The organism is Desulfovibrio desulfuricans DSM 642 (assembly GCF_000420465.1).
Lineage (GTDB): Bacteria > Desulfobacterota > Desulfovibrionia > Desulfovibrionales > Desulfovibrionaceae > Desulfovibrio > Desulfovibrio desulfuricans.
Genome location: NZ_ATUZ01000013.1, coordinates 107,427 through 120,324 on the forward strand (window position 1 = coordinate 107,427; position 12,898 = coordinate 120,324).

10 protein-coding genes and 1 tRNA gene are annotated in these 12,898 nt (G+C 59.1%); 2 read left to right on the forward strand and 9 right to left on the reverse strand.

Features of this window, described 5'->3' with window-relative positions:
* Positions 1-5 precede the first annotated feature (5 nt).
* The 6 genes from priA to G449_RS16225 form a co-directional block, all read right to left on the reverse strand.
* Complete coding sequence (priA, locus tag G449_RS0105940; RefSeq protein WP_027180747.1) at positions 6-2,387, reverse strand: replication restart helicase PriA; 2,382 nt, start codon at positions 2,385-2,387, stop codon at positions 6-8.
* A gap of 90 nt (positions 2,388-2,477) precedes the next feature.
* The gene (gene galU / locus G449_RS0105945) at positions 2,478-3,350 is read right to left on the reverse strand and encodes a UTP--glucose-1-phosphate uridylyltransferase GalU (RefSeq protein WP_022658398.1); all 873 of its coding nucleotides are present in this window, start codon (positions 3,348-3,350) and stop codon (positions 2,478-2,480) included.
* 134 nt (positions 3,351-3,484) lie between these two features.
* The gene (glmM, locus tag G449_RS0105950; protein WP_022658399.1) at positions 3,485-4,837 is read right to left on the reverse strand and encodes a phosphoglucosamine mutase; all 1,353 of its coding nucleotides are present in this window, start codon (positions 4,835-4,837) and stop codon (positions 3,485-3,487) included.
* A gap of 156 nt (positions 4,838-4,993) precedes the next feature.
* Positions 4,994-5,926, reverse strand: coding sequence for a CdaR family protein (locus tag G449_RS0105955; protein ID WP_022658400.1), 933 nt, complete (start codon positions 5,924-5,926; stop codon positions 4,994-4,996).
* Positions 5,913-6,647 (reverse strand): diadenylate cyclase CdaA, encoded by a 735-nt coding sequence (cdaA, locus tag G449_RS0105960; protein ID WP_027180748.1) that lies wholly within the window; start codon positions 6,645-6,647, stop codon positions 5,913-5,915. The genes G449_RS0105955 and cdaA overlap by 14 nt, the downstream gene beginning before the upstream one ends.
* A gap of 44 nt (positions 6,648-6,691) precedes the next feature.
* Positions 6,692-7,675, reverse strand: coding sequence for a GGDEF domain-containing protein (locus tag G449_RS16225; protein WP_159060443.1), 984 nt, complete (start codon positions 7,673-7,675; stop codon positions 6,692-6,694).
* Here G449_RS16225 and G449_RS18420 point away from each other — a divergent pair.
* A complete protein-coding gene (locus G449_RS18420) occupies positions 7,649-8,020 on the forward strand; it encodes a hypothetical protein (protein ID WP_159060444.1) in 372 nt (123 codons plus the stop codon). The genes G449_RS16225 and G449_RS18420 overlap by 27 nt on opposite strands.
* Before the next feature lie 49 nt (positions 8,021-8,069).
* Here G449_RS18420 and folP read toward each other — a convergent pair whose 3' ends face one another.
* Together folP and ftsH are read right to left on the reverse strand one after the other, a co-directional pair.
* Positions 8,070-8,948, reverse strand: a complete 879-nt coding sequence (folP, locus tag G449_RS0105970) for a dihydropteroate synthase (RefSeq protein WP_022658403.1) — start codon at positions 8,946-8,948, stop codon at positions 8,070-8,072.
* Positions 8,938-10,950, reverse strand: a complete 2,013-nt coding sequence (ftsH, locus tag G449_RS0105975; RefSeq protein ID WP_022658404.1) for an ATP-dependent zinc metalloprotease FtsH — start codon at positions 10,948-10,950, stop codon at positions 8,938-8,940. Before ftsH ends, folP begins: the two co-directional genes overlap by 11 nt.
* 342 nt (positions 10,951-11,292) lie before the next feature.
* Here ftsH and G449_RS0105985 point away from each other — a divergent pair.
* Positions 11,293-11,386: transfer RNA gene (locus G449_RS0105985), tRNA-Sec, on the forward strand.
* A gap of 120 nt (positions 11,387-11,506) precedes the next feature.
* Here G449_RS0105985 and der read toward each other — a convergent pair.
* On the reverse strand, positions 11,507-12,874 hold the full coding sequence (gene der / locus G449_RS0105990; protein ID WP_022658406.1) for a ribosome biogenesis GTPase Der: 1,368 nt from the start codon (positions 12,872-12,874) through the stop codon (positions 11,507-11,509).
* Between the last annotated feature and the right edge of the window lie 24 nt (positions 12,875-12,898).

Here is a 12,898-nt window from a genome sequence, read left to right on the forward strand (position 1 = left end):
GGCTGTCACAACATATTTATCGGATCAAGGTCAAGGAAAAGTCGCAAGTGTCTTGAAGCTTTTTGTGACAAAGCAAAGAAATAGAGCGAGCGCAGCGCCTGCCAGTCCTGCCCTTTTATCAAGCATGTAAAACGCTTGCGCCCACGCAGCAGGGACAGTGGGGCAGGAGCGGGGCCAAGAAGCTGCACGCCCAGTTCCGCAGCCTTGCCGCGCAGCGCCTGAGCCAGATCGTTGAGAGCAGGGGGGCCGCCTTGTTCGTTCAGCGCGTAGGATATGCGAATGAGCGCCAGGCGCACAAAGGGCGGGTAACGGCGCAGCCGCCGTTTGGCAAGCTCTGCCTGATAAAAGCCCTCATAGTCCGCGGTACGCACGTACTGCCAGCAGTAGTGCTCCACATCACGCGTCTGGATAAGCACCCGGCCCGGCTTGTCGCCCCTGCCAGCGCGCCCGGCAGACTGCACCAGCAATTGAAATGTGCGCTCGGCGGCGCGGTAGTCCGGCAGATTCAGGCCAAGGTCCGCATCCGCGATGACGGCCAGCGTCACCAGCGGAAAGTGATGCCCCTTGGAGAGCATTTGCGTACCCACCAGTATGGGGGCCTCCTGTCGGGAAAAGGCCGCGAGAATTTCTTCCATGCGTCCGGGCCTGCGGGTGCTGTCCCTGTCCAGCCGCAGCACAGGCCCCCCGGCCAGTACGCTCAGGCGCTCGGCCAGGCGTTCTGTGCCTTCGCCCATGGGCAAAAAGTTCATGCCGCCGCACTCTGGGCAGGGCGAGGGAAAGGGGCGGCTATAGCCGCAATAGTGGCAGACGAGTTTTTCCAGCCCCTTGTGGTAGGTGAGCCCAATTTCGCAGTGCGGGCAGCGCAGGGTGCGGTTGCAGTCAAGGCAGTACATCAGAGGGGCGTAGCCGCGCCTGTTCAGCAGCACCACGGCCTGCTCGCCGCGCTCAATGGTCTCGCGCAGTGCGGCTTCGCTCTGTGGGGCCAGCAGGCCGTCCATGCTGGTTGAGCCGGGCGCAAGGGAGCTGATGTCCACCAGTTCGACCGGCGGCAGTTCGCGTCCGCCCACGCGGTGCGGCAGCCGCAGGATGGGCAGATGGCCGTTTTCAGAAGCATAAAAAGTCTTGAGGTCTGGCGTGGCAGAGCCAAGCACCAGCAGCCCCTTTGCCTGGGCAACACGGAACCACGCCACTTCCTTGGCCTGATAGGCCAGGCTTTCGTCCTGCTTGAAAGAGCCGTCGTGCTCTTCGTCAAGCACAATGCAGTTCAGATGCGGCACAGGCAGAAACAGTGCCGAACGCGTACCCACGACGATGCAGGGGGTGTCGCTTTGCGCCATCTGGCGAAAGGTCGCTTCCCGCCGTGCAGGCGACTGGTAGCCGTGGTAGAAAAATAACGGAGCATCGGGCAGCGCACAGGTGGCATCGCGCCGCAGTTTGTGGGCCAGCGCCACCTCGGGTGCGAGCAGCATGACGCTTTTGCCCGTCGCAAGGCAGGCCTTGGCAAGTTCAAGGTATACTGCGGTTTTGCCGCTGCCGGTCACGCCAAAGAGCAGGCGGGAGGAAGCCTCCTCTGCCCGCAGGGCTTCCAGCATGCTTTCAAGCGCACGTGCCTGCTCATCGTTAAGGGCAAAGGGGGCAGGCGGGGGCGGCAACAGGCTTTGCTCTGTGGCGTCCAGAGCGTCATCATCGTCAACGCCGTTGTCTCGCGCGAGGTTGACGTGCCCGGCTTCCAACAGGGTATGGAGGGCTGGGGTTACGGCCTGCCCAAGGGATTGCACAAGCCGCCTGCGGCTCACGCTGCCGTGCTGGTGCAGATAGTCCAGAATTTCGATCTGGCGTTTGGCCGAGGGCCGCACAGGCCAGGGCGGATCAACGCGCAGCAGGCAAAATTCTTCGCTGGCGGCGTCTGTGCCGGGGGGCAGCATGCGGGCAGTGCCTTTGCAAAGGGCCTCGGCGAGCGCCTGACGCTGTTCAGGCAGGGCTTCACGGATGCGCGCCAGAGTCCAGGCTACAGCCTTGCCCGATTCGATATTGCGCAGTCGCACCCGTGCAAGACGCAAACCCTGTGGCAGCACATGCCCCAGAATATGACCGGGGTGCAGCCCCTGACGGCGGGCCAGATCTTCAGCCAGTTCCAGCAGCACAGCGGGGAGCAGAGGGGCGTTTTCCAGGGGCCAGCCAAGGCTTTTGCAGTCAACGCCTTCCGGCACGTCGGCTGTGGGGCTGACGCGCAAAAGCACTGCGGCGCGCAGGGCGGTGCGCTCGCCCCGGCCCAGCGGCACGGCCACGCGCAAGCCGGGCTGCCAGAAATCGGCGGGAAATTCGGGCGGCAGCGCGTAGGTAAGGCTGGCGTAGGGCGGAGTGAGCAGGGCGACTGTGGCGTACATGTAGGGCAGAGTTACGTAATACGGCACCAATGGCAAGCCTCCTCTGGCGAACCAGAGGAGGCTTGGGGCAATACGTATGTGCAGCGGGTTTTAATGGAACTGCACAAAATTCTTGAGCAGCTTGAGCAGATCGTAGCGCAGTTCTTCGTCCTGAAGGGCAAAGTAGATGTTGGCGGTGAGAAATTCCGCCCAGTCGCCAGCGTCAAAGCGCATGCCGGACATACGCACAGCCATCATGCCCCTTTCCTGAGCCATGGCCTGGAGTGCGTCAGTGAGCTGGATTTCGCCGCCGTGTCCGGGTTCGGCCTTTTCAAGATAGTCAAAAATATCAGGCGTGAGTACATAACGGCCAACAATAGCCATGCGCGAGGGCGCGTCTTCACGGGCGGGTTTTTCCACCATGTTTTTGACGCGGAACACGCCGGGGGTCACTTCGTCGCCATCAATGATACCGTAGCGGCTGACCTTCTCCCACGGTACTTCCATCACGCCGATGACCGGCATTTTTTCGGCCATGGCCACTTCAATGAGCTGGCCGATGCCGGGAGCGCCGCCAAACATGAGGTCATCGCCCACCATGATGGCAAAGGGATCATCACGCACAAGTTCGCGTGCGCACAGCACCGCATGCCCAAGGCCAAGCTGGCGCTTCTGCCGCACGGACATGATGTTGACCATCTCGGCCACCTTGCGCACTTCAGCCAGTTTGTCGAGCTTGCCGGCGCGTTCCAGTACGCCCTCAAGCTGGAGGTTGTAGTCGAAGTGGTCTTCAATAACCGTCTTGTCGCGGTTGGTGACAAAAATTACATCTTCGATATTGGCGCGCTGCGCTTCTTCAACCACATACTGGATGACGGGCTTGTTGTAGATGGGCAGCATTTCCTTGGGAATATTCTTTGTTGCAGGCAAGGAACGGGTGCCCCATCCGGCCACGGGAATGACGACTTTACGAATATCCTTCATGCATGCCTCCAAGGGGGGTAGACAAAACAAGTTTTATTAGCGGCAAACCGATGCAAGCAATAAACGGATAGCAGCCATACTGCAAGCAGTACCTGCCCGATGCGGAAGTGCCGCCGCGAAGTTCAACAGTCAAATCAGCGCAACTCGCGCTCTACCACAACGGCCAGATCTTCGGCGAAAGCTTTGACCTTTTCGGGGTTTTCGCCTTCCACCATGACGCGGCAAAGAGATTCCGTGCCGGAATAACGCAAGAGCACACGCCCGCGTCCGGCCAGTTCCGCCTCGACCTTGGCAACAGCCTCGCCAATGGCGGGGCGTTCCTCAAAGGGCAGGCGTTTTTCCACCCGCACGTTGATCAGCACCTGCGGGAAGGGTTTGAGCCTGCCTGCCAGTTCGGAGAGGGGCTTGTCCTTTTCGCGCATGATGCGCAGAATTTGCAGGGCCGCCAGCAGGCCATCGCCAGTAGTGCTGTACTTGTGGAAAATAAGATGGCCCGACTGCTCGCCGCCAAGCATTGCGCCTTCGCGCCGCATGGCTTCCATAACGTAGCGGTCGCCCACCTTTGTACGCAGCAGCGAACCGCCGTGATCCTTCATAAAAATTTCCAGGGCCATGTTGCTCATGGCGGTTGCAACAAGCAGATTGCCCGGCAGTTCGCCCCGGGCCATCATGGCCTGGGCGCACATGGCCATGAGCTGGTCGCCGTCAATGATGTCGCCGTGTTCGTCCACAACAATGAGGCGGTCGGCATCGCCGTCCAGCGCAAGGCCCACATCGGCCCGAACCTCGCGCACCTTGGCGGCCACCACTTCGGGATAGAGCGAGCCGCAGTGCTCGTTGATGTTGGTGCCGTCAGGGCTTGTGCCGATGCGGAAAACTTCGGCTCCCAGTTCTTCAAGAGCCAGAGGGGCAACCTTGTAGCTGGCGCCGTTGGCGCAGTCAATCACAATGCGCAGGCCCGAAAGCGTCAACTGGGGAGGGAAGCAGCTTTTGGTGTAAACAATATAGCGGCCCCCTGCGTCTTCAATCTTGGTGGCGCGGCCTACGCCGCGCGCTTCCGGGTAGGGCCACTTAAAGTCCGAATCCAGCACCATGGCCGATATCTCGTCTTCGGTCAGGTCGGGCAGCTTGTAGCCATCGGCATCAAAAAACTTGATGCCGTTGTCGTGAAAGGGGTTGTGCGAGGCGGAAATCACCACACCAAGGTCTGCCCGCATGCTGCGGGTAAGAAAGGATATGGCCGGGGTGGGCAGCGGGCCGGTCATGATCACGTGCATGCCGGCGGCGCACAGGCCGGAAGTGAGCGCAGATTCAAACATATAGCCTGAAAGGCGCGTATCCTTGCCGATGACCACCTTGTGCTGGTGGTCGCCGCGCCGAAAGCGCACGCCCGCCGCCAGACCAAGTCGCAGGGCTACATCCACGGTCATGGGATAGTTGTTGACCGTGCCGCGCAGTCCGTCTGTGCCGAAAAGACGCTCAGCCATGAAAACTCCTTACCTCTAATTCTTTTGCAGCGCTCAGACGCGTTTCAGCGTGGGCGCAGTTGCTGGGTTTTGTCGTATGTACCGTGCCCAGGCGCAAGGGCAAGGCGGGGTTGCGTTCCTTGCAGGCTGCCGGATGCGGCAGTTGAAGGGCGGCGCTTATTTCTTTTTCCTTGTTACCGTAACTTCTTCCGTAACCGGGTTCAAGAGAGTCATCCCTTCCGGCAGTTTGAAGTGCAGGGGCGTTTTTACGCTCTCTCCCGGCTGGATCTCCGGTGTAATGAGGGAAACTTCCATCTCGCCAAGGTAATGGCTGTTCTTTGCCAGAGCTTCGGGCACTTCCACCAGCACGGCAATTTCATCGGGATTCACCGTATAGGCCAGGCGGCTTTCCTTGGCAATTTCCACCTTGCAGCGGCGCGATATAACGGTGCGCCCGCTGGTGATGGTGTACTGCACCTTGACGGAGGGCGGCGTAGCCGTGACCATGCCTGGCGTGTCCAGCGTGATGGTCTGCTGCGTTGTTGTGCCCGCTGCCTTGGGGTCAAGCATGATGGTCAGCGGCACGCTGGCAATGGCAGAAACAACTGACTCCGGGCCGCGCAAAACCACGGTTGCCGGGGTTACGCTGACATTTTCCACAGTCAGGGCACCGCTGCGAAGGGGCGAATCCACAACCGCCTTGACGGGTACGCTGCGCTCCTGCACGTTGTCGGCCTTGACCACAATGCGCGGGGGCTGCACATCAATGAGCTCAAACGCGCGAAAGCCTGCGCCCAGATGTTCTGCCGAAAGCGGAACTACCGTGGTGCCCTTTTTGATGGAGGAAAGGTCAACAGCCTGAATAATCTTGCGCTGCGTTATGGAGCGCAAAAGAGTTTCCGGCCCGCGCAGGCGCACAATGGCCTTGTTGATGAGTCCGTCAGTCACCACAAGATTGGCGGGGATGCCAAAATAATCAAGGTTTACTTCAATCTGCGCTTCCAGCCTGTCGCGAACGCTGACCATGTACCACATGCTCACGGCGATAAAGATCGCCAGCAGCATGGAAAGCAGATGCGGGGGGCGGCGTGAGGGATCAGAGGATTTCATTAAGCACCTGCCTGAGGCGGGCAGCGTCAAGGGCGCGCATAAGCTCATCCTTGAGGGCCACGGAAATTTCGCCTCTTTCTTCAGAAACAACAATGACCAGCGCATCGCTTTCACGGGCAATGCCCAGTGCCGCGCGGTGCCGTGTGCCGAAGTTCTGCCCCTTGGCTTCGGCCAGCGGCAGAATGCAGGCCGCAGCGGTAATTCTGCCACGGCTGATAACCACGGCTCCATCGTGAAGGGGGGCCTTGGGGTAAAAAATATTCATGAGCAGTTGGCGTGAAAGCTGCGCATCAATGCGCACGCCCTCGCGCTTTATCATATCGCCAAGGCGCATGCTGCGCTCAATAACGATAAGTGCGCCCACCCGCAGCCGGGCCATTTCAACACAGGCGCTCACCACTTCTTCCACGCCGATATTCTTTATGCTGGATCGGCGAAAGATAGGCCGTGCGCCCATTTCGCCCAGAGCCTGACGGATGTCGGCCTGAAAAATAACGACGATGAGGATGAACAGGGAACTGAAGATGTGCTGCAACAGCCAGGTAAGCGTGTACAGGCCGAGAGCGTTTGAAAAGAAATACAGCAGCGTAAGCAGGCCCAGCCCTGTAAGGACTGTCAGCGCCCGCGAACCCCGCAGCATCTGGATAACCTGGTACAGCAGAATGCTGACCACTGCTATATCCATTACATCGCGCCAGTCTATGGCAATACGGTCAAACACGGTGTGTTCCTTGCAACAAAGTGTATCGGGCACCCGTAGCGCTGTCAGCTGTGGGCTTTGGCGCGTTCCTTGTCTTGGTACATGGCAGTGTCCGCGCAGGAGAGCAGCGCATCCACTGTGAGGGCAGCATCAGGGTACACTGCACTGCCCATGCTGAACGTGATCGGCCCAGGTATGTTCAGCTCTGGCAAACCCTTTGCAAGGTCGGCGCGCATTCGGGTAAAGGCGGCCTTGTCCCTTTCCTCGGCCGGGGGACCGGTGAGCAGCAGTACAAACTCATCGCCGCCCATACGCCCCAGAATATGGGTCACCGGGGCATGTGCGCGAACAACCTCCGCGAAGAGTTGCAATACTCGGTCGCCCGCCTCATGTCCATAGGTGTCGTTGACGTCTTTAAAATTATTTAAGTCAACGTAATATAAGGTAAATTTTTTTGCAACTGGTGAGGCTATGCGCCTCTGTAGTTCCTCAAAGAGACCACGCCTGTTGAGAGCACCCGTGAGGGCGTCTCTGTAAGCGATGGCCTCAAGATAGGTACGAATTTGCGTAAGATCATGATTTCTTTGAACTAGAGTTGCCAGGAAGAGGCTGAGAAGAACGCTCATACCCACATAGAGCCATGATTCCAGTGATCTGAACCACGCAACGCCTGCCGACATGCGGATCAGCCAGTGAGCGTTAAGAATTGTCACAGGCATGTCTATGCTGCCGGCGTCTTTTTCTGAATCCGCGCTACCAGCAATAAGCAACGCATCGCCTTTATGGGAGGATGTGCGCCAAAGGCCAAAATCGATATTCATGCTGTCCAGCAGGTAAAGGTCCGAGGCTGTCAGCACGTCAGGAAAACGTAGCAATATTGCAGCAATACCCCAATATTGAGGACGGCCGGAAGCATCAGGAAGGAATATGGAAAGTCGCCCCACCAGCGCCGCATCCCCGTTGGGGAGCAGTATCGGCCCGGCCAGGGTCAGGGGGGCGCCGTGACGGGCTGTGATTGCCTCGTGGCAGCCCAGATTGCCGTCAAGCATATCCTGCCCCACCAGCAGGCTGTTGGCAGGCGTATATGGGTACACCTTGTCTATGGTGCCGCCCGGAGCGAGAACAAAGGCCTGAATGGTGTCCTCATCGCGCAGGGCAGCGGCAACACGCTCGAATTCCTGAATGTTCCCCTTGTTGTCAATAACAAGCGCGTTCAGGGTTTCTGTTTTGAATATCAGGCGCAACAGATCGTTTTGGAGATTATCGCGCTGCGAGCGGGCGATGCTCTCAAGCTTGACCCGCTCAAGCTGCTGTTTGCGGTCAATCAAAACCCATGTCAAAAGCAAGTTGAAGGCCAACGTGATGAGCAGCATTCCAGTGAATGGGCGCGTTGAAAAAAATCGCACCATACCGGCAGACTCGCAATCGTTGACGGTTTGAATCCTAGCTGGCCTCAAGAGCCAGAGCAACAGTCAGGGCCTGACGGGCCGCAACAACATCATGCACCCTGTGCCAGAACACGCCCTTGCCGCGCAGCATTGCCGTGGCCGTGGCTGTTGCCAGACCGCGCTCCTGCGGCGGCAGGCCCAGAAGCCCGCCAAAAACGGTTTTCATGGACAAGGCCATGAGCACGGGTCGCCCGAGCGCAAGCCAGTCTTCCGGATGGGCCAGCAGGGCAAGGTTGTGTTCAAGCGTCTTGCCAAAGCCGATGCCGGGGTCAAGCACAATGCGGTTTTCCGGCAGGCCCGCCCGCACCAGACGCGACATCTCGCGCTCAAAAAATTCCAGCACTTCGCGGCGCACATCCGTGTAGCGCGGATCGTGCTGCATGGTCTGCGGGCGGCCTTGACTGTGCATCAGCACATAGCCGGGCTTGTACTGCGCAAGAACGTCCAGCAGTGCGGGATCAAAGGCGCAGGCCGAAATATCGTTGATGATGACAGCCCCCATGTCCAGCACAGCGGCAGCCGTGGCGGCATGGTAGGTGTCAACAGAGATTACGGCTCCGGGCGCAGATTGGCGCAGCCCTGTCAGAATCGGCAGCAGACGCTCGGTTTCCTGCTGGGGGTGCAGTTCCGCGGCTCCAGGCCGCGACGATTCCGCGCCAAGGTCAAGAATGTCTGCACCCTGGTTGCGCAGGGTCAGCGCATGGTTGAGGCCCGATGCCGGGGCATTGTGGCGACCCCCGTCATAAAAGGAATCTGGGGTCAGATTTACAATGCCCATGACGCCAAAGGGGGAGGGCGTCTTCAACGCCCGCCCCCCAAGAATATGCCAGTCTGCGCCCCTGGAAAGAGCGGCCGGGCAAATGCTATCGGTCATTTTCTTTACTGTTGTTCCGGGTGTTCTCGGCTTCGGACTGTTTGGACTCCGCCTGCTCCGGTTGCTGCTCCGGCTTGTGTTCAGCCTTCTGTTCAGGGGCCTGAGCGTCCGTATCCGGCTCAATAACAAATTCTGCACCGGATTTGGCAGCCTTGCCCCCCTTCGCGGCAGTGCTGGCGGGCACGGGTTTGCCGTTGATGTCGAGCGGGGGCAGTTCCTTGTTGTCCATGAGCAGGTCAAGATCCTCGCCAGTGATGGTTTCGCGATCAAGAAGCGCCTGGGCAACGCGGTGCAGGGCATCCAGATTTTCTTCAAGCAGCTTGCGGCAGCGGCTGTGCGCGTCTTCCACAATGCGCTTTACTTCCGAATCCACGAGCCGTGCCGTATCTTCGCTGAAGTTTTTGTTCTGAACCCATTCGCGGCCAATAAAAACCTCTTCGCCGGTTTCACCGATGGCCAGCGTACCCACAGCTTCACTCATACCCCACTCGCAGACCATTTTGCGGGCCATGCGGGTGACGCGTTCGATGTCATTGGAGGCACCAGTGGTGATATCGTCAAAAATAATTTCTTCCGCCACGCGGCCACCCAGCAGCACCACCAGATTATTGCGCAGGAAGGTGCGCGAATAGCCGTGGCGGTCTTCTTCCGGCAGCTGCATGGTCACGCCGAGGGCGCGGCCACGCGGAATGATCGTAACCTTGTGCACGGGGTCGGAACCGGGCAGCAGGCGGGCAGCCAGGGCGTGACCGCCTTCGTGGTAGGCTGTGATGCGCTTTTCTTCCTCAGAGAGGATAAGGCTGCGGCGTTCGCGGCCCATGAGAACCTTGTCCTTGGCATACTCGAAATCTTGCATATCCAGGCGATCCTGATTGAGCTTTGCGGCCTGAAGGGCAGCTTCGTTGACCAGGTTTTCAAGGTCAGCTCCAGAAAAGCCCGGTGTACCGCGAGCCAGCACTTCCAGATCAACATCGCCAGCAAGAGGCGTGCGTTTGGTGTGCACTTCAAGGATACGGCGGCGGCCACGCAGGTCGGGTGTGGGCACCATCACCTGACGGTCAAAGCGGCCAGGACGCAGCAGGGCGGGGTCAAGCACATCGGGGCGGTTTGTGGCGGCAATGAGGATAACGCCTTCATTGCTTTCAAAGCCGTCCATTTCCACAAGCAGCTGGTTCAGGGTCTGCTCGCGTTCGTCATGTCCGCCTCCAAGGCCAGCGCCACGCTGACGGCCAACGGCGTCGATTTCGTCAATAAATATCAGACAGGGCGCGTTTTTCTTGCCCTGAACAAAAAGGTCGCGAACGCGCGAAGCGCCCACGCCCACAAACATTTCAACAAAGTCAGAGCCGGAAATGGAAAAGAACGGCACCCCGGCCTCGCCAGCAACGGCGCGGGCCAGAAGGGTTTTACCCGTTCCGGGAGGGCCCACAAGCAGTACGCCCTTGGGGATGCGTCCGCCAAGGCGGGTAAACTTTTTGGGGTTGGAGAGAAATTCCACAACTTCCGAAAGCTCGTCCTTGGCTTCGTCAACGCCAGCCACGTCAGCAAAGGTAACGCGGGTGCTGTCCTGATTGAGCAGGCGCGCGCGCGACCGGCCAAAGCTCATGGCCTTGCCGCCGCCGCTCTGCATCTGGCGCATAAAGAAAATCCACACGCCCACCAGCAGCAGCATGGGGAACCATGAAACCAGCAGGGTCATGTACCATGGCTGTTCTTCCGGCGGTTCGGCCTTGATTTCGACCTTTTTTTCAATAAGGCGGTTTACGAGGCCGATGTCCTGCGGAGCATAGGACTGCACGGTTTTTCCGTCAGAGGTGCGCCCAATGAGGGTGTGCCCCTGAATGGTCACGGACAGGAGCTGGCCGTTGTCCACCTGACTGAGAAAATCTGAGTAGGGCACCCGCTGGGTGATCCCCTGCGGCTGCTGGAACATATTGAAAAGCATGACCATCGCCAGGACGATTATCGCCCACAGCATCAGGTTGCGACTTATCTGATTCAACACTGCCTCCGTTACGTTTTCCGCGCGCGGTGGCGCACGGCCAGGCCGGATATATGGCCAGCACAGTTAAGAAATTACTACCTGTATGCGGCTGGTGTCAAATGTTTGTGGGCATTTGCAGTTCAGGCAACAGGGTTTCGGCTGCGCTTGTCTTGTTCATAATAATGCGCAAAACACACTTGGCAATGGAGGTTTGACGTTCAGGAGTCAAAGCAGCATGTCGGGGCGTGTTGCGCATGGTCAAACTGTGCTGCGGGCTTTGCTGCTTTTGCTGTGCTGCAAAGGCCAAATAAGTTTGCCCTCTTGCGGGCAATGGGCTTTTGCCCTATGGTGCGCCCATGCGGAGACGTTTCGTCACCGGTGTGGCGCCCGGTCTTCAAAACCGGTGGCAGGCCTTGCGGTCTGTGGTAGGTTCGACCCCTATACGTCTCCGCCATTCAAGCTCTATTAGCCAGGCTCATTTGGCTTGCCGTCTTTTGCAGACTGCCGTGTCCCCCGGTTTGACCCGGGGGATTTTTTTGTCTTGCGGGCAGCCTGTTTTCAGCCAGTCCTGCCGCTATTTTTCAGATTTTTTCTTGTGGCTTGAGCGCAGGTGCAGGCGCATGGGGGCATGCGTGATGCCAAATATTTTGCGCAACGCGCGTTCAAGATAGCGGGTATAGCTTTCAGGAACACGGGTGGCATCGCTCACAAAGCACACAAAGGTCGGCGGCGCGGTTTCCGCCTGGGTGAGGTAGAAGAACTTGGCGCGCACACGCTTGACCACCGGCGGCTGGTGCTTGTCGAGCACTTCTTCCATGGCGCGGTTGAGTTTGCCGGTAGAAATGCGCACGCTGCATTCTTCGTGAATCTGGGTTGCCAGGGGCAGGATTTTTTTCAGACCGGTTCCCTTGAGGGCAGAAACATTCAGAATTGGCACATGCGGGCAGAAGGCCAGCATTTCGGCTATGTTCTTTTTGAGCCTGTCCAGAGAGTCGCGGGGGGCCAGATCGCACTTGTTGATAAGCACCATAAAGGGCGTTTTGCGTGTATTCAGCATGTCCATGAGGCGCTTGTCCTGCTGGCTCACGCCTTCGGCGGCGTCCAGTGTCAGCAGGGTCACGTCGGCCTTGGTACTCGACTTGATGGCCGAGTTGACGGAATACTTTTCCAGGCTGTCGCTGATTTTGGTGCGGCGGCGAACACCCGCAGTGTCCACAAATACATAGTCGCGCCCACCGCTCGCAAAGCGCACGTCAACGCTGTCGCGCGTGGTGCCTGCCACATCGGAAACAATCATGCGGTCACTGCGGGAAATGGCGTTGATGAGCGATGATTTGCCCGCATTGGGGCGGCCAAGCATGGCAAGCTTGAGGGTCGGCGGCGCGGGCGGCTCGGTGGAGGTTTCTTCCGGCAGCAGAGCTACCAGATCTTCCACCAGGGCGGTGATGTTGTACCCGTGCTCGGCGGAAACCGCCAGCAGCGGAAAGCCCAGGACGTGAAATTCGGCCATGAGTTCATCTTCGCGCTCCACGCCGTCAACCTTGTTGACCACGCAGATAGTGGGCAGACCCTTGCGGCGCACATGGGCCGCAAGGTGCTCGTCCAGGGGCAGCAACCCGTCGCGCGAATCCACCACAAAGGCCACGGCAGCGGCTCCGACCAGCGCCGCCTCGGTTTGCGCAAGAATGTCGCGCTCAAAGCCGCGAATGCCTTCGGGGCCTTCCACCACTGCGGAGTGGGCGTCAAGAGTGATGCCGCCCGTGTCAACGATGCCGAAAACGGGGGTGTCCTTGCGGCGCACCACGCCGTCCATACGGTCGCGGGTCACGCCGGGGCGGTCATGGGTGATGGCCCGATTGCTGCGGATAAGCCTGTTGAACAGGGTGGATTTGCCCACATTGGGGCGACCCACCAGAATGACGCGGGGCAATGTATCTGCCATGAGAATACCTTAGTGTACGCCTGG

Bases quoted from the DNA above. Each gene is read 5' to 3' on its own strand.
- priA (WP_027180747.1), bottom strand. From the start codon at position 2,387: ATGTACGCCACAGTCGCCCTGCTCACTCCGCCCTACGCCAGCCTTACC.
- galU (WP_022658398.1), bottom strand. From the start codon at position 3,350: ATGAAGGATATTCGTAAAGTCGTCATTCCCGTGGCCGGATGGGGCACC.
- glmM (WP_022658399.1), bottom strand. From the start codon at position 4,837: ATGGCTGAGCGTCTTTTCGGCACAGACGGACTGCGCGGCACGGTCAAC.
- G449_RS0105955 (WP_022658400.1), bottom strand. From the start codon at position 5,926: ATGAAATCCTCTGATCCCTCACGCCGCCCCCCGCATCTGCTTTCCATG.
- G449_RS16225 (WP_159060443.1), bottom strand. From the start codon at position 7,675: ATGCTTGACGGCAATCTGGGCTGCCACGAGGCAATCACAGCCCGTCAC.
- folP (WP_022658403.1), bottom strand. From the start codon at position 8,948: ATGACCGATAGCATTTGCCCGGCCGCTCTTTCCAGGGGCGCAGACTGG.
- der (WP_022658406.1), bottom strand. From the start codon at position 12,874: ATGGCAGATACATTGCCCCGCGTCATTCTGGTGGGTCGCCCCAATGTG.